The organism is Pedobacter westerhofensis (assembly GCF_900182595.1).
GTDB classification, from domain to species: domain Bacteria; phylum Bacteroidota; class Bacteroidia; order Sphingobacteriales; family Sphingobacteriaceae; genus Pedobacter; species Pedobacter westerhofensis.
The window spans coordinates 109,429-125,781 of record NZ_FXTN01000009.1; the positions used below are offsets into that span (position 1 = coordinate 109,429).

Below are 16,353 nucleotides of genomic sequence, written 5' to 3' on the forward strand. Positions count from 1 at the left end.
TGCAAGCAGCATCGAAACATTTAGAGTGATGCCTGTAAACCAAAAGCTATTGATTTATTGAGCGGGTAGGTGTTAAACCCAACCACTTCAGGATCATAATTTTTGTTCAGCGAGGTGATGGTAAACAGGTTTGCACCGGTTACGTATACCCTTAGCCTTTGCATCTTCATTTTGTTGGTCAGCACTTTAGGTAAGGTATAGCCCAGTGTGATCTGTTTTACCCTGGCATACGCTGCGTTCAGCAGATATTTATCCTGTGCCTGTTCGTTGCCACCGCCGGAAAAACGTACTCTCGGGAAGAAGGCATTCGGGTTTTCAGGTGTCCAGTAATCTGTCGAATAGGTGGATGGGATACTGTACTCGTCATCTCTGAAGGCATAAAAAGTATATTCATTTGGATAAAACCTGTGCGATAATACTCCCTGAAAGAAGGTGGTAAAATCCCATGACTTGTAAGAGGCATTCAGGTTAAGGCCGAAACGGTTATGCGGAGTCTGGTTACCGATCACCTTCAAATCCCCATGGTTTGCAAGCGTGCTGTTGCCATAGTTGATTTTTCCGTCACCGTTTAAGTCGGCATATTTAATATCTCCGGCCAGCCATTTATACCCGGCAAGCGCTGAGTTATCAACAGCCTGTGCTTCAGCATCGGTCTTGTAGTATCCGTTGTTGGTATATCCCCAAACTTCTCCCAGTTCCTGTCCTACCCTGAAGTCGCCTAGGTTGTTTGTAGGGTTTCCGGCATACCTGGTTACTTTTGTATTTGAGTTGTTAGAAAGACTCAGCGTTACTGCATAATGTAAATCGCCGTCCAGCGCTTTATCCTTCCAGTTTAAGCTCAGTTCCCAGCCTTTCGAGCGCAGGTCTGCCGAGTTGGATGGCGGGGTAGCAGCACCCAAGACTGCAGGCAGCTGCAGGCTGTTTACCAGGATGTCTTTTGTATTGTTGATAAAGTAATCAAAGCTTCCGTTCAGCTTGTCATTCAAAAATGCAAAGTCGAGTCCGATGTTTTTTGTTTGTACCTTTTCCCAGGTCTGGTTAGAGCTCAGTAATGTTGGTGCGCGTACAGTCGTGCCCGGTTGTCCACCGATCAGGTAAGGCACTGTTCCGGTCAGCTGTGTTGGGATATAAGGATACTGTGCATATGAACTGATATTGCCATAGGATATCGCGCCAGGCATTGCACCATTTCTGTCCTGTACAGATCTGGTCCTGCCCGGGGTAAGCTGGTCGGGCAGCTGACCGTAGGAAGCCCTGATCTTCAGTTCATTTACGGTGTTTTTGATGTTTTTCATGAACGCTTCGTTGGCGATGTTCCAGCCCAATGAAACCGACGGTGAAAATACATATTTGTCATTTGCCGGGAATCTTGAAGATCCGTCATAGCGTGCATTTACTTCAATCAGGTACCTGTTATCATAGATATAGTTTAACCTGCTGAAACTGCCGATCAGTGCCGATTCTGTTTCCACTCCGCCAACCACTGGCTTGGTATCGGTATTGATCCCGATCGCGGGAAGCGTTGGGTCAATCAGGTTCCTTGCCGTAGCATTGCTGAGTCGGTAGTGGTAATATTCCTGGTTGTAACCAACCAGGGCTTTAACATAATGTTTGCCGGCAAAGGTATTTTCATAGGTAGCATACGTATTTAACGACTTATAAGTGTTGTTCTGTCTGTTTTCTGAAACCTGCGATGGATTGGTCCATGGGAATACGCTCAGGAACTGACCGTCTACGCCATATTCATTATAGGGGATCATATTTGCCTTTTCAAATTCTGAGAAGGTGTTAAAGGTATAATCAGCAACTACACTTAAATGGTCTACCGGTTTAACGATGATCCTGCCGGTAGTCCAGAAATCATTTTGGTTATCAATATCGCGGCCGGAAAGTGCATTTACAGCCATAGGGTTAGTGTAATTTCCCTGCCCTGCGTAATGGCCGTTGCCATCAGGATTAAATATCGGCATGGTTGGCGGTAAACCTGCTGTAAGCCAGCTGCCATTGCCCGGGCCACCCTGGTTGATCCTTGTTGCCGCAGGCTGGTCATTGTCAATATGCGTTAAGGACATATTGAAATTGAAGGTCAGCCATTTGTTAACGTCAGTATTCACTTTTAAAGAGGGCGTATATCTCTGGTAAACCTGTTTGGCACTTTCCTGCAGTCCCTCCTGTTTAAAGTAGCCCATACCAGCGGCGTAAGTTGTTTTTTCTTCACCACCAGACACTGATACATTATGCTGCTGCTGCGGGGCCCAGCCCGGGTATAATTCTTTCACCCAGTCGGTATTCCCAACATACCTGTATTTTTTTGGATTTCCCGGATCAGGATAACCCGTAGGATTGTTGGCGGGGTCAGCTCTGTATGCGGCAGCCAGGGTTGAATCCCGGGCAGTAAAAGGATCTGTGGTATATCCACCGCTCTGCTGGCCGGACCTGTTGGCATAATTGAACATCTTGATGTAATCACCAGAATTTACCTGGTCTGCCAGCTGGGTAGGGCGGGAGATGGTGTAAGATCCTGAATACGTAACCCTTGTTGGTCCTTTTTTACCGGATTTGGTGGTGATCAGCATCACCCCATTTGCGGCCCTGCTACCGTAAATTGATGCAGAAGCCGCATCTTTTAATACCGTTACGCTTTCCACATCATTCGGGTCGATCAGATTGGGATCGCGTGCTACCCCATCTACCAGGATTAATGGTGAAGTGGTAGTCAGATCTGTAGAACCCGGCGCAAGAGTAGTCAGTCCGCGGATATTAAAACTCGCTCCCTGTCCCGGCTGTCCGCTGTTCAGGTTTACATTCAGGTTGGGAATCAGCCCCTGTAATCCGTCACCGAGGTTAACCATCGGGCGGCTGTCCAGTTTATCTGCACTGACGGTAGCAATTGCGCCAGTCAGGTTTACTTTCTTTTGTGTACCGTAACCTACTACCACAACTTCGGTAAGGCTTTTGGCCTCGGGTACCAGTGCAATCAGCAAGGGCGCTGATCCGGAAGCAGTCACATCTTTATCATTATAACCGATATAACTAACTGTAAGTATTGAATTATCCGGTGCATCGAGGGTAAAGAAACCATTCGTATCGGTAGACGCACCTGTTTTGGCTCCTTTGATCCTCACCGTTGCCCCCGGAAGTGGTTGTCCTTTCTCATCCACAACTTTACCTGTGAATTTAACAACTGCCATTTCCGTACCTGTTGCAGATATTACGATCAAGTGATTAGGCAGTTCGCTGAACTTAAAGCCAGAATTGGCCAGGAGGTTGGCAATAACCCCCGGCACTTCCGCATTCTGCACATTGATATCGATTCTTCTGATCGTCGGGAGGTTGCTTTCACTATAGATAAAGTGATAGTCACTTTGCTTCTGTATAGAGGAAATCACCTTCTTAAAATCGGCAGATTTCATATTAAGTGTAACCTTCGTCTGCGAGAAGCCACTTGCAACGACATTTAAGTTAAACAGAATGATTAATAAGGTTGTTAATTTCATGATTAATAGAGACTTTAGTAGCCAATACTTCTCCATTACACCCATTTTGGGGTGTTTAAAAAATTTCATATGTTTACTGGATTAAGGGTGAACAATTGCCGCAGTCTGGTCAGAGACTTCGGCAGAATAGCTTTTGATACATCTAGGGCGGGTATGACTCTAAAGGGAATCCCGCCTTTTTTAAGTAATGTTTTCTCTTGTCATAGGCAAATTGGTTAGTTTTCGGTTTGTTGATTTTTTAATAGATATATACTTTGGATTTGGTTATTCTGTATTTGAAGGGTGCTACAATTTTCAGTGCGTCGAGTGCTTCTGACAGGCTTTCTTTCTCAAAAATTCCCGAGAACCTTTCTATTTTCATCTGGTCATTTACAAAAACGAAGGATATGCCGTACCATCTTTCCAGTTGGGCGGATAGTTCTTCAAAATTTTTATCGCTGAATACCAGTTTGTTTTGTACCCACGAGGTTTCTACGATGGTCCTGTCGTTGTTGGGGTAGTGTGTTAAACTGGTAAGCGCGTAATTTGAAGGCTCACTGATACTTTTTTGTGGCAGATTTCCGGGCTCCTGTTCCGGATGTTTGACTGCGCTGCCATTGTTCCTTACAATTAGCTTTTCACTGGGCTTGAGGATAATGCGGTCTGAGGGCCTGTCATTGAGGGTAACTTCAACAGATCCGCGGATCAGTGTGGTTTCGCTCAGGGGCTCGTTGAGATAAGACTTAACGTTGAAGGCTGTGCCTAAAACCTTTACGTTCATCTTGTTGGCATGGATAATAAAGGGATGGTGGTGGTCTTTATGTACATCAAAATAAGCTTCACCGTTCAGATATACTTCACGTGTCTGGCCGCTAAAGTGCCTGGGATATTTTAATGTGCTGGCGGAGTTTAAGGTAACTATGGTCCCGTCGGCCAGTTTGATTGTTTCCCTGAATGTTGGCCTGGTTTTTTTCTGCAGCCATTGTACAGACAGTGTCTGATTGTTAAAATTAAACTGATGGTAAAAGGCAAAAGCAAGAGATGAGATCAGCAGGAATGCAGCTGCACTATACCAGTATTTTAAATATGGCCTGCGGAGCTTTACCGGGCTGCTGCTATCTTGCTGCGGCCGCAATTCCTTTGTCAGTTCATCAGCCTCAATCTGTGCCAGCAGTTTATTAAACATCGCCATATTGTCTCTTGATGATACTCTCTTTTTATTCCAGAACTGCGTTAAAATATCCTTTCTGTCACGCAGTTGAGGATTTTTGTCAATGATAGCTTTTAACTCAATGCGTTCTGCATCTGTCAGCTCATTCACAATTTTTAAAGTAAGCAGTTGAATAAATCTTTCGTTCTCCATATGAGGATTATATCCTGGTTATGGTAAAGACAACGGAAATTCTAAAATGGCCCACAGGCTTAATGAAATATTTTTAAAAATGAAAAAAGGAACAGCAGGTTCAATAAAGCTTCGTTAAACTTTGATGCAGGAACTGAGTGTTCTGTAAGTACCAGGTTCAGTTTTTTCATCGCTCTGTACAGCTGGTTTTTTACGGTCTTTGGAGAGAGGTTTAAAATTTCGGCAACCTCTTTATACCGTAAGTCTTCTTCTTTGATCAGCCGGAAGATGATCTGGCATTGCTGCGGCAGCATGTCGATAGCCTGCTGCAGCTTAAACATCAATTCTTTGTTTTCCAGTGCTTCCTGTGGGTTGTAGGTATTGACCAGCTCAAATTCATTGCTGTCGTCAATCTGTACAAGATGGATATGGGAGAATTTTTTAATATAATTGAGCGACTGATTTTTGACTGCAACAAACAGGTAGGTGTCAAGGCTTTGAATTTCTGAGAGGCTCCTGCGGTTAGTCCAGCATTTGAAAAAAACCTCGGAAACGATGTCTTCAGCCGCCTCGGTCTGATGGATATACATCATGCAAAACTGAATAAGCGGCTCGTTTAACAGATAAAAAATAGACTCGAAAGCCTTTTTGTCATCATGAATGCTGACCAGATTCCATAATTCTGAAAAATTCTCCTTTTTATTTTTCAATGTGCAGGTGTATTGTGATCCTAACTTAATAAAAAGTAACAATAGTAGTGCAAAAAAATCGAAATTAGTTATATCGACCATTAAAATATTTAAGTTTAAACTTTTTCTATAGGTGCTGTGGGCTAATTGCCTAAAAAATGTGTCTATAACTATTAAACAACTCAATACACAACATGAAGTACTTCTTTCCCATGCTTTTGTTTATTCTGCTCACAGGTATATCCAAAGGCCAGCAAAAACATTCTTTTTCTTTCGCTAAAAGCGACTTTATAATGGACGGTAAACCTTACCAGATCATCAGTGGTGAAATGCATCCGGCCAGGATACCGAAAATGTACTGGCGCCACCGTATACAGATGGCCAAAGCTATGGGCTGCAATACCATCGCAGCCTACGTTTTCTGGAACTATATTGAAGAAAAAGAAGGGGTGTTTGACTGGAAGTCAGAAAACAGGGATATTGCAGAATTTGTGCGTATCTGCCAGGAGGAAGGAATGTGGGTGCTGTTCAGGCCGGGGCCGTATGTTTGTGGGGAATGGGACTTTGGCGGTTTTCCACCTTATCTGCTCAGCATACCTGATATCAGGCTGCGATGCCTTGATCCGCGGTACATGGCTGCGGTAACAAAATATGTAGGGGAAATCTCTAAACAGATCAAACCATTACTGATCACTAATGGCGGGCCGGTAATTATGGTTCAGGTAGAAAACGAATATGGCAGTTACGGAAATGACCGGGACTATCTTGCTGCTTTAAAGAAATTATGGGTTGACAATGGAATTGATGTGCCTTTCTATACGGCTGACGGGCCGACTCCCTTTATGATGGAAGCGGGTACTGTAGAAGGTGCCGCAATAGGTTTGGACAGTGGCAGCAGTGATGCAGATTTTGAACAGGCCACTAAAAAGAACCCTGATGTGCCGGCCTTCAGTGCCGAGACTTATCCGGGATGGCTAACCCACTGGAAGGAAAAATACCAGAAACCTGATAAGGCAAACATCGTGAAGGAAGTTACATACCTGATGGAGCACAAACGTTCGTTTAACCTGTATGTTGTCCATGGCGGTACCAACTTTGGTTTTAATGCCGGGGCCAACGCTTTTACACCGGTACAATTCCAGCCGGATATTACCAGTTACGACTATGATGCACCGGTGAATGAGCGCGGAGAGCCTACAGCGAAATACTATGCCATACGTGATCTCATTGCAAAATACACCGGAAAAAAACTACCAAAGATACCTAAACCAACGGCCGTTACTGTAGTGCCTGCGTTTCAAATGCAGCCTTTTACCAGCATCTGGAACGTATTGCCACAGGCAGTGAAATCTCCGCAGGTAAAAACGATGGAGAGCATGGGGCAGTACAAAGGATTTATTGTTTACCGCAGCAAACTGATCGGGCGCAAGAGCGGGGAGCTCACCATCACCGAGCCTCATGATTATGCTTTGGTATTATTAAATGGTAAGCTGATAGATACAGTTTACCGGGATGGTGGAAAATGGACAATCAAACTGCCGGTTACGGATGTGAAAGACCCTGTTCTGGAAATCCTGGTAGAAAACATGGGACATATTAATTTTGCCCAGTATATGATAGACCGTAAGGGTATTACTGACCGCGTTGCCCTGGAAGGAATGACGCTCTTTAACTGGGAAATTTTTAACCTGCCAATGGAGGATAGTTTTGTTGCCGGATTAAAGCCTGCAGTTGGTACAGATCTGCACGATGGTGTGTTTTTTAAAGGGAGTTTTGCCTTAAATACTGTTGCAGATACGTATCTGGACCTGAGCAAATTTAAGAAAGGTGTGATCTGGGTAAACGGCCATAACCTGGGAAGATACTGGAACGTAGGTCCTCAGTTCCACCTGTACTGCCCGGCCAACTGGCTCAAAAAAGGCAATAATGAAGTTGTTGTGATGGATCTGCATCAGAAAGATGCCGCAGGGATCTCTGGTGTGAAAACGCTGGAATAAATCAGCTATGACACTAAATCAAATAAATTTATGGGTGACGGCTTGCTGGTCACCCTTTTCTATTTTTTCAAAAAAAAACTCCGGTAGTTGAACTGCCGGAGTTTAAATTTCTTTTCACCAGGATTAAGCAGCGCCTCTCACTAATCTCAGAATAATTGCTATAACAGCGATAACCAGTAATGCATGGATAATACCACCTGTGTAAAATCCGCCAAGGAAGCTGATTGCCCAAATGATAACTAGAATAACTGCGATTAAATAAAGTAAATTTCCCATAGTGTTTAAGTTTTAAATAGTTTGTTTCGTTTAAATATTGTAGATGTAATGAACAACCTATTTTAGATCATTTTGTTTTACAATAAAAATTGCAGCTTCCCTGCTGCACCAGAAGCCACCACATTTGGGGATTTTAATACTGCCGGTTTTTCATTTACTTCGAAAAGTTAATTGCGCTCATTTAAATTATATCTCAATGGAAGTACTGGGTAACAAAGTTGTTCTGATCACTGGTGGGGCGGGTGCGCTTGGGTTGGTTACTGCAAAACTTTATTTAGCCAAAGGTTCGTCGGTGATGCTTGCAGACCGTAACCAGGAAGCTTTGGAGCGGGCAGCGAAAATGCTCAATCATCAAAACCTGGCCTGTGTGGTTGCCGACGTTACCAACACGGCTGATACTCGTTTCTATGTAAACGAGACCGTAAGGCTTTTTGGTAAGATCGACGTCTTTATTCATTGCGTGGGCATTATTGGTATGATCAGGCCTGTTGAACAGATCTCCGAACAAGAATTCTCTTATGCCAAATGGGTCAATTTTAGCGGTGCCTGGCTGGGCTGTCAATATGTTTTGCCAGAAATGAACGACGGTGGGAGCGTGATCCTGGTATCCTCAACGGCCGGTCACTGGGGCGCGGCAGATACAGGCCGTTATACAGAAAGCAAACACGCGATGGTACGCATGATGCAGACGCTTTCTTTAGAAGTTGCCCACAGGAATATCCGGGTAAATACCATTGATCCTATTAATTTTGAAGGCAGGATGATGCGCGATCCTGAGGAAGTACTGATCTCGGGCAACAAAGACGAACTGAAAAAAATAATGAAATCAATGATCCCTCTGGGAAGATATGTCCATCCCGAAGATGTGGCGCATTCGCTTTTATTTTTTGGTTCCGTCAGCAGTACATATATAACCGGCACTACCCACGTGATTGCAGGTGGGTTTAACAGCTAAACAAAATGATTAATAAATGTAAATTTGTAGAGTAGTTTCGTCATTAAAGTAATCACTGTTTTTTCAGTGGTGATATTGATGCGGTTGATATAGAGCAGATTACAAAATTTGATAGGCCAGGCTGCCAAACGGCTTGGATTGTTTACTTTTATGGCCTATGGGGGAACGATTTACTGCAGCAGACTATCATTCAATCTGTAACCGGCTTACGGCTATGGATGCTGATCTTCATCGCGTGATCCTCAGTTATGGATATCCGCCGCTGTGGAGCCGGCCAAATACTTTTGAAAGCCTGGTTCATATCATACTGGAGCAACAGGTTTCTCTGGCTTCGGCGCTGGCAGCACTCCATAAACTGAAAGCTCAGATACAGGAGGTTACTCCTGCAAGGTTGCTGCTCCTGTCTGATGAAGAACTGAGAGCATGTTACTTCAGCAGGCAAAAAACAGTTTATGTGAGGTATCTCGCAGAAGCGATCGTTAGCGGGCAAATTGATCTGGCAGCTTTGGCGCAAAAAGAAAACGATGAAATACGGAAGGAGCTAACCAGCCTCAAAGGTATTGGAAACTGGACCGTGGATGTGTATCTGATGTTTGTGCTGCAGCGTGCTGATATCTTCCCCATCGGGGACCTTGCAGCGGTCAATGCCCTGAAGAAGGTGAAATCACTACCGGTCAATACAACAAAGGAAGAGATGGCCGCTATTGCAACGCAGTGGAAACCGTATCGCACAATTGCCTGCATGATCCTCTGGCACGCTTACCTCAGCAGCAGGAGCATCAGGGTTGTTTAAATAGAGAAGCGCTTCGTACCAAAAATAGTACAGTTATAACTGTTGATTCCAGGGAAGCTGTAATGCCAATCTTTGGGAGTGTTTATTTTATTGGAAATCTTTTTTAGCTCATATTTTCAATAAAATCCAACCCTGGTATTATTTTATTTCTTTCTGTAAAAAATAATATTCCCTGGGCAAGATCCTTGTGCTTTTTGCGTAATTCACAGACTTCGGATTAAAGGAAATTCCAGAGATAAAGCTGCGGATATTATTTTTCAGCCCAGTCCTGAGGAAATATTTTTCCTGGTTTGGTATGAGAGTTGGAATAATCAAGGCGTATCTAATTACAATATTATAAACGCCTAAACTTCCAGCCATGATTAACAATTCTTTAAATTATCAAATCAACGACCACAAGTCAGCCTTGAAAAACTTTGCCATGAATTTTACTCAGAACATTGATGATGCAGACGATCTGGTACAGGAGACCATGTTAAAAGCGATCCGTTATTCAAAACTTTATCAGGAAGGAACGAATTTGAAAGGTTGGTTGTATACGATAATGAGAAATACCTTTATCAATGATTACAGAAGGACGGTTAAACAGCGCAGTATTATTGATACTACCGAGGAAGTGAATTCTGCGCAGTTAATGAAAAGCGCTACGCTTAATGAGGCTAATAATAAATTCATCAGTGATGATGTTAACAAAGCACTGGCACAATTAAGTTATGAATATTATACGCCTTTTATCAAATATTTTGAAGGATATAAATATCATGAAATAGCTGATATGTTAAACATTCCGATCGGAACAGTAAAAACGAGAATCCATGTTGCACGCCAGTCGTTAAAAAGCAACCTTAAAATGTACAATCAGGAATTTAAAAAATCCAATAAAATTAATTAGTAACAGGATGGACATATTGCCGGAATCAAATTACGGCCTGTAATTCGTCAACGTGTTAAAAATCATAAACAGCCTTCAGTAAAAGAAGGCTGTTTTTGCTTGAGCCCAGTTTTTTAAATAATCGTAAAACCCTGAGGTTTAACTGCAAACTATATAAAAATAAGGGTGTTGTGTTTGGATTATATCCAAAAAACTTTATAAAATTATTTATATGAAACACAAGAATACCACCCAACTCCTCGCTTTTCTATTGATGTTTATTTTAGCTGGTGCAACCAGTGCCTCTGTTTTGTTAAAGAAACCAAAGTCTGCGCATTCTTCAGCATCAAAAGCTGCGTCGCTGGCTGCAGTCACCAAAAACCTGGAATATGATACTGATAAACCTTCAATCCGTGATGCGTATTATAAAAATCTGGACGAACTGGCAAAAACTGTTAAAAACAATAATTATGCAGTTTCTCTGAGGGGCCATGCAGATTCCAGAGGTAAGTACAAATACAATTGGGTATTATCTGAGAACCGGGCTATTAGTGTCAAAAATTACCTGGTGACTAAAGGGGTACAAGAGAACAGGATCATCACTACTCCTTATGGAAGCACTGTACCTATTGCTACCAATGCTACCGCTGCCGGACGTCAGAAGAACAGAAGAGTAGAAATTGAATTGAAAAAAATCAAGGAATAATACTTAAGATCCTATAAAAAGAACATCAGGCCTGAAGCACTCAGCGCCTGATGTTTCTTTTTAATACAAACTCACCAACCTAAGTTTTGTCTGACCTGATTTAAAGCGGTCAATATTTTTATGTAATTAATCCTCTGCGTTTATCCATACACTTTTTCCGTATACCGCAACTTTCGACGGATTTAACAGGTCATAATCAAGTTCCCATTCCTCAGCTTCATTTAAAATCAGGTCAGCATGGTCATAATGTTTACCATGGTTTAGCATGTTAATTAGTGCTTCCTGTCTGGTCGTACGGTTCATCTCATTCCGGTAAACAGATCTTACAGGTATCAACTCATTGGAAGAAGCTGGTGTAACAGAGAAAAAATCCTGAATTGCAGTAACCAATTTGCTAAGAGTTGAAGGAGTCTGTACGCGGGCCGACTCAGATACGAATTTAAATGATTTGTGATTTTCCATTACGAGACCTGTTTATTTATATACAATGATAAACAAAACTATTGACAATGCAAGTGTTATTGTTGAATTATTACACAAAACGGGGAATTAATTACCCTACTGGTATTGCGTTGAAATTAAATCCTGACAATCAGATTCCGATTTTGCAGATTAAGGCTGTAACTTGCTATTATATGTGTATTTATGTGATGATAAGTGTAAAGGCTGTCGAATAACGACTTGATAATATAATTGGATTTCTAAAGATTTTTTTGACAAGACTGGGGAAATATTTGCCTTTGTCTACTGTTTATTCCCCATTGTTGTGTGCCAGAAAACAGAGGGGCCCGACTTTTTATAAAAATCGGGCCCCTTTAATACTATATGATGCTAAATTTATTTCACAGCAACTCTCCAGATCGTACTGCTCACATCATCTGCTACCAGAATCGAACCGTCAGGTGCTACCGCTACATCAACCGGACGGCCGTATACTTCGCTTTTTGATTCATCAGAGATAAATCCGGTCAGAAAATCTTCCAGTTTTCCCGCTGGCTTCCCATTTTTAAAAGGTACAAATGCAACCTTGTAACCCGATAGAATGGATCTGTTCCATGAACCATGCTGGCCAATGAATGCACCATTCTGATATTTCGCAGGAAATTTATCTCCGGTATAAAAAGCCAGTCCCAGTGAGGCTGTGTGTGAACCTACGGGCATATCAGGAGCGATGGCCGACTTCACAAGATCCGGGCTTTTTCCTTTCATCCGCGGATCTTCGTTCTGTCCGTAATAAGAATAAGGCCAGCCATAAAAGGCGCCTTGTTTAACGCTGGTAATATAATCCGGAACCAGATCGTCGCCCAGTCCGTCTCTTTCGTTAACGGCTGTCCACAGTACTTTTGTGCCCGGCGCCCAATCCAGTCCCACAGGATTCCTCAGTCCGGAGGCGTAGATTTTCTCGCCTGTCCCATCAGGGTTCACTTCCAGGATATTGGCACGGCGCACTTCATTTTCCATTCCATTTTCACCAACGTTACTTCCCGATCCAACAGAAATATATATCTTAGAGTTGTCTGCATTCGCAATCAGGTTCCTTGTCCAGTGATTGTTATATCCACCGGCAGGCAAGGTCACAATCTTTTTGCCTTTACCGGTAATTTTTGTTTCTCCCGGCTGGTATGGATATTGGAACAGCCCGTCTGTATTGGCTACATAGAATGAATTGGCGATCACAAGCATTCCATAGGGCTGGTTAAGACCAGATAGGAAAGTGCTTCGTATTTCAAATTTGCCGTCGTGATCCTTGTCCCTGAACAGCAATACCGTGTTTGCACTTTCGCCGCCCACTTCAGACTTAGCTTTGCCGCTGATCGTATTTACTACCACATCTTTTGCATTGCGCTCAGAGTTTGACAGGGCCACAAAGATATCCCCGTTTGGAGCGACATAAATGCTTCTGGGGCTTTTCATGTTGGCTGCAAAAGCCGATACTGTAAAACCTGCCGGGGCAACCGGAGTTTTGCCGGCAGGCCATCCAACAACCTTGCTAAAATTGTTTTTTGCAGCATTGGTATCGGCGGCGGGTAAGTTTAATGCCGCCGTAGTTGCAGAATCCTGAGACAGGCTATCGGTATTTGTGCCCTTGTTTGTCTGCGGGTTGCTGCAGGCAACAATAAAAGGCGCCGCAGCCAATAATATAAAAAGTCTTTTCATAATGATGTTGTTAATAAGAGTTAACCAGCATTATCAACGGTTTCTACAAAAAAATGTTTGGAAGTTCCGTATCGCAAGACCGAACTTTTTTGTGATAAGCGGGTTGTGTTTGCATGAATAAAAACCAGGCCATCAAAAAATTACAGCTGGCACCGGCTATAACAGCTGTATTGATCATTTGCTGTCTGACAGTATCCGGCCAGCAGAACGGTGCATGGTTTTTCCTTTCCCACACCCAAAAACTGAATAAAAAGTTTGATATTCTGGCAGATGTGCAATTGCGAAGTACAGATCACCTTGCTTATCTTTCTACTGTGTTGTTGCGTACAGCATTCAACTATAAACTGAATAAACGTCAGGCTGTTGCCCTGGGCTTTGCACATAAGGGCGACTGGGAAGTTGAAGATAGCGGTAAACGATACCTGCCGGAACAGCGTATTTATCAGCAGTATATACAAAATTTTAAACTGGAACGGATTGAAATGATGATCAGGGCCAGGCTGGAACAGCGTTTTGTAAAGGAAGACAGCTATCAGTTCTCTCAGCGCGCGCGCTTACTGCTCAGTGCACAGGTACCGCTCATAGCTGATAAAGATTTTACGCATGGTATTTACGCCAATTTGCAGGATGAAGTCTTTCTGAATGTGCAAAACAGAGAAAATGTGAACGGTAGTGTTCTTGATCAGAACAGGCCCTATATTTCTGCAGGATACCGGTTAAGTAAGAAGATGGATATAGAGTTTGGTTATACAAGATGGCTTCAGCGCGAAGAAACCGGCGACAGGACAGCACATATCATGCAGCTCATGATTACCACAAATCTTTAATAACTCCCTGCAACAGAAAATACAACCTTGGAGAGTAGAAAACACAAAACATAACTTTAAAAGCTCTTGTTGAATATTTGCCTATGAAAACATATACAAATACAAAAAACATTACTGCTAAAATATTCTATGACCTTTTAAAGAGCAACTTTAAAGAGATGTTTCCGAAAGAAACGCTGGGATATGGAATTAATCAGAATCTTATTGCCATAGAGGATAAAGGAAAATCAATCTATGAAATTGAGGTCACAGATGAGCTGTTTACGCTTTTGCCAATTGATCCCGCTGAAAAGAAAATTGGTAAAAAACTTGAGCAGTTTATCGAAGCGTCACTACTGCCAGCGGATGAATTATAGTTCATTTTTCCTCATGTTTGCCCGTTCTGAATAGTGTAATCATTTTTATGCCTGGTATATCTTAATGCCTGTATGCAAACATATTAGCGTGTTTTAGTTATTCCTCAAAGCGCTGTGTCAAATAGCGGCAAATGTGCCGTTTTAATATTGCTTAATCGTATTTTTGATGCGCTAATGATTATCAATGACCGATCTTACATCAACTGCTTATTCTGCTTCTGAACAATATAGTTTTCCTGGCTATCCCCTCCTGACTAATGAAAGCGAGCGCCAGGAAGCATTGGATTCTTATCATATTTTAGATACGGCAGAGGAAAAGGATTTTGATGACCTGACTACACTGGCCTCTGCCATATGCCAGACACCAATTGCGCTGGTTAGCCTGGTTGATCACGACAGGCAATGGTTTAAATCACACAAGGGCTTGCCGGCAACAGAAACACCAAGGGACTATTCTTTCTGCGCCCATGCCATTGCTTCGTCAGACGAGATCATGACGGTTCCTGATGCAACAAAGGATTTACGTTTTGCAGCTAACCCACTGGTTACCGGAGAAACGAACATTGTTTTTTACGCGGGAGTTCCGCTGGTAAATGATGATGGTTTTTCCCTGGGAACCCTTTGTGTAATTGACCATCACACCAGAGAATTAAGCAAGGAGCAGATCAGCGCGCTCGTGATCATTGCTAAGCAGGTGATCGACAAATTAGAACTCAGACGGAAAAATATGGAGCTGCGGGAAAGTAATGACCGCCTCAATCTTGCGCTGGAAGCGGCTACACTGGGCTCGTATGATGCAGATATGAGAACGGGAATGGTCAGCGGTACTGCACAATTTAGAATTAACTTCGGACTGGGTGCTGATGAGGCACTCAATTTTTCCGATCTTTTTAATGTGATCTTACCAGAATATAGGGAAAACGTAGAAGAAATGGTTAATGCCGCCATTATGAACAATAGCGTTTACCAGGCAGAATACGAGATATTATGGTCTGATGGTTCCAGGCACTGGATCAGCGCATCAGGCAAACCAAGATATGATCAGGATGGAGAGGTGACCAGAATGGTTGGCGTTACGCAAAATATTACTGCACGTAAAGATCTGGAACAGCGGCAAGCTGAATTTTTGGGAGTCGCCAGCCATGAGCTTAAAACTCCGGTGACTATCCTGAAGGCTAACCTTCAACTGCTAGACCGGTACAAGACAAATCCATCAAATCCAAATTTTCCCCGTCTGATTGATTCTGCAATAAAAAGCATGGAGAAAATCAATCACCTGGTAGATGACCTTCTGAACATGCACCGTTACGGGGCAGGTCAGTTGCTCCTCGACAAAACGATCTTTAATATCTCCGAAATGTTAGAACTCTGTTGTAACCATGTAAGGGTGTCAGGAAAACATCAGCTGATCGTAGAGGGAGATCCCAATATCGATATATTTGCTGATGAGCACCGGATTGATCAGGTGGTGGTCAACTTTGTTAACAATGCTGTCAAATATGCTCCCGGCTCTGTAGAAATTCATATAGGCGTTGCAAGAGAGGGCGATTTGGTGAAAATATCTGTCAGGGATTTTGGTCCGGGTATTCCTGCAGATCAGGTGCCGCATTTGTTTGACCGGTATTGGCGGGGTGACCATTCCGGTGCAAAATATACAGGTCTCGGATTGGGCCTTTATATCTGTGCGGAGATCATTAAAAAGCATGATGGACAAATTGGGGCGGTCAGCGAACTTGGCAAGGGGAGTACCTTCTGGTTCACCGTTCCTGCTTCTCTGGCCGGTTCAGCGGCGAATGGGAATATATAGCAGATAATCTGTAATTTATATTTATTCATACAGGCGATCCATGGATGTGGAGCGGCATGGACTTTAATGAACGAATTGAACGGCAGGTATCCGGATGACTT

15 protein-coding genes are annotated in these 16,353 nt (G+C 43.0%); 8 read left to right on the forward strand and 7 right to left on the reverse strand.

Annotation, left to right across the window (positions count from 1 at the left end; genetic code table 11):
• Positions 1-20 precede the first annotated feature (20 nt).
• The 3 genes from FN831_RS17695 to FN831_RS17705 all read right to left on the reverse strand — a co-directional run bounded on the left by FN831_RS17695 (position 21) and on the right by FN831_RS17705 (position 5,528).
• Positions 21-3,497: a TonB-dependent receptor gene (locus FN831_RS17695; protein WP_221931353.1), complete on the reverse strand. Its 3,477-nt coding sequence runs from the start codon at positions 3,495-3,497 to the stop codon at positions 21-23.
• A 238-nt stretch (positions 3,498-3,735) separates the two neighbouring features.
• Positions 3,736-4,839, reverse strand: coding sequence for a FecR family protein (locus FN831_RS17700; protein ID WP_142529520.1), 1,104 nt, complete (start codon positions 4,837-4,839; stop codon positions 3,736-3,738).
• A gap of 59 nt (positions 4,840-4,898) precedes the next feature.
• A complete protein-coding gene (locus FN831_RS17705) occupies positions 4,899-5,528 on the reverse strand; it encodes an RNA polymerase sigma-70 factor (protein WP_185960524.1) in 630 nt (209 codons plus the stop codon).
• A 173-nt stretch (positions 5,529-5,701) separates the two neighbouring features.
• Between FN831_RS17705 and FN831_RS17710 the strand changes: the two genes are divergently transcribed.
• Entirely contained in the window at positions 5,702-7,504 is a 1,803-nt protein-coding gene (locus FN831_RS17710) for a glycoside hydrolase family 35 protein (RefSeq protein ID WP_142529522.1), read from the forward strand.
• 123 nt (positions 7,505-7,627) lie between these two features.
• Here the strand turns inward: FN831_RS17710 and FN831_RS17715 are convergent, their stop codons facing one another.
• Entirely contained in the window at positions 7,628-7,780 is a 153-nt protein-coding gene (locus FN831_RS17715) for a lmo0937 family membrane protein (protein ID WP_142529523.1), read from the reverse strand.
• A 196-nt stretch (positions 7,781-7,976) separates the two neighbouring features.
• Between FN831_RS17715 and FN831_RS17720 the strand changes: the two genes are divergently transcribed.
• Both FN831_RS17720 and FN831_RS17725 read left to right on the forward strand, forming a co-directional pair.
• Complete coding sequence (locus FN831_RS17720) at positions 7,977-8,735, forward strand: SDR family NAD(P)-dependent oxidoreductase (protein ID WP_142529524.1); 759 nt, start codon at positions 7,977-7,979, stop codon at positions 8,733-8,735.
• 157 nt (positions 8,736-8,892) lie between these two features.
• Positions 8,893-9,528, forward strand: coding sequence for a DNA-3-methyladenine glycosylase family protein (locus FN831_RS17725; protein WP_142529525.1), 636 nt, complete (start codon positions 8,893-8,895; stop codon positions 9,526-9,528).
• A 138-nt stretch (positions 9,529-9,666) separates the two neighbouring features.
• Here FN831_RS17725 and FN831_RS17730 read toward each other — a convergent pair whose 3' ends face one another.
• Positions 9,667-9,888: a hypothetical protein gene (locus FN831_RS17730; RefSeq protein ID WP_142529526.1), complete on the reverse strand. Its 222-nt coding sequence runs from the start codon at positions 9,886-9,888 to the stop codon at positions 9,667-9,669.
• Here FN831_RS17730 and FN831_RS17735 point away from each other — a divergent pair.
• Together FN831_RS17735 and FN831_RS17740 are read left to right on the forward strand one after the other, a co-directional pair.
• On the forward strand, positions 9,887-10,420 hold the full coding sequence (locus FN831_RS17735) for an RNA polymerase sigma factor (protein WP_142529527.1): 534 nt from the start codon (positions 9,887-9,889) through the stop codon (positions 10,418-10,420). The two genes, FN831_RS17730 and FN831_RS17735, sit on opposite strands and share 2 nt — an antisense overlap.
• 211 nt (positions 10,421-10,631) lie before the next feature.
• On the forward strand, positions 10,632-11,105 hold the full coding sequence (locus FN831_RS17740; RefSeq protein WP_246101611.1) for an OmpA family protein: 474 nt from the start codon (positions 10,632-10,634) through the stop codon (positions 11,103-11,105).
• Between the two features lie 126 nt (positions 11,106-11,231).
• Here FN831_RS17740 and FN831_RS17745 read toward each other — a convergent pair whose 3' ends face one another.
• On the reverse strand, positions 11,232-11,567 hold the full coding sequence (locus tag FN831_RS17745; RefSeq protein ID WP_142529528.1) for a hypothetical protein: 336 nt from the start codon (positions 11,565-11,567) through the stop codon (positions 11,232-11,234).
• Between the two features lie 375 nt (positions 11,568-11,942).
• Complete coding sequence (locus FN831_RS17750) at positions 11,943-13,262, reverse strand: PQQ-dependent sugar dehydrogenase (RefSeq protein WP_142529529.1); 1,320 nt, start codon at positions 13,260-13,262, stop codon at positions 11,943-11,945.
• Positions 13,263-13,375: 113 nt separating this feature from the next.
• Between FN831_RS17750 and FN831_RS17755 the strand changes: the two genes are divergently transcribed.
• The 3 genes from FN831_RS17755 (at position 13,376) to FN831_RS17765 (ending at position 16,252) form a co-directional block, all read left to right on the forward strand.
• A complete protein-coding gene (locus FN831_RS17755) occupies positions 13,376-14,089 on the forward strand; it encodes a DUF2490 domain-containing protein (protein WP_142529530.1) in 714 nt (237 codons plus the stop codon).
• A gap of 83 nt (positions 14,090-14,172) precedes the next feature.
• Positions 14,173-14,445 carry a hypothetical protein gene (locus FN831_RS17760; protein WP_142529531.1) on the forward strand — a complete coding sequence of 91 codons (273 nt, stop codon included), beginning with the start codon at positions 14,173-14,175 and terminating at the stop codon, positions 14,443-14,445.
• Positions 14,446-14,629: 184 nt separating this feature from the next.
• The gene (locus FN831_RS17765) at positions 14,630-16,252 is read left to right on the forward strand and encodes a GAF domain-containing sensor histidine kinase (RefSeq protein ID WP_142529532.1); all 1,623 of its coding nucleotides are present in this window, start codon (positions 14,630-14,632) and stop codon (positions 16,250-16,252) included.
• Positions 16,253-16,353 lie beyond the last annotated feature (101 nt).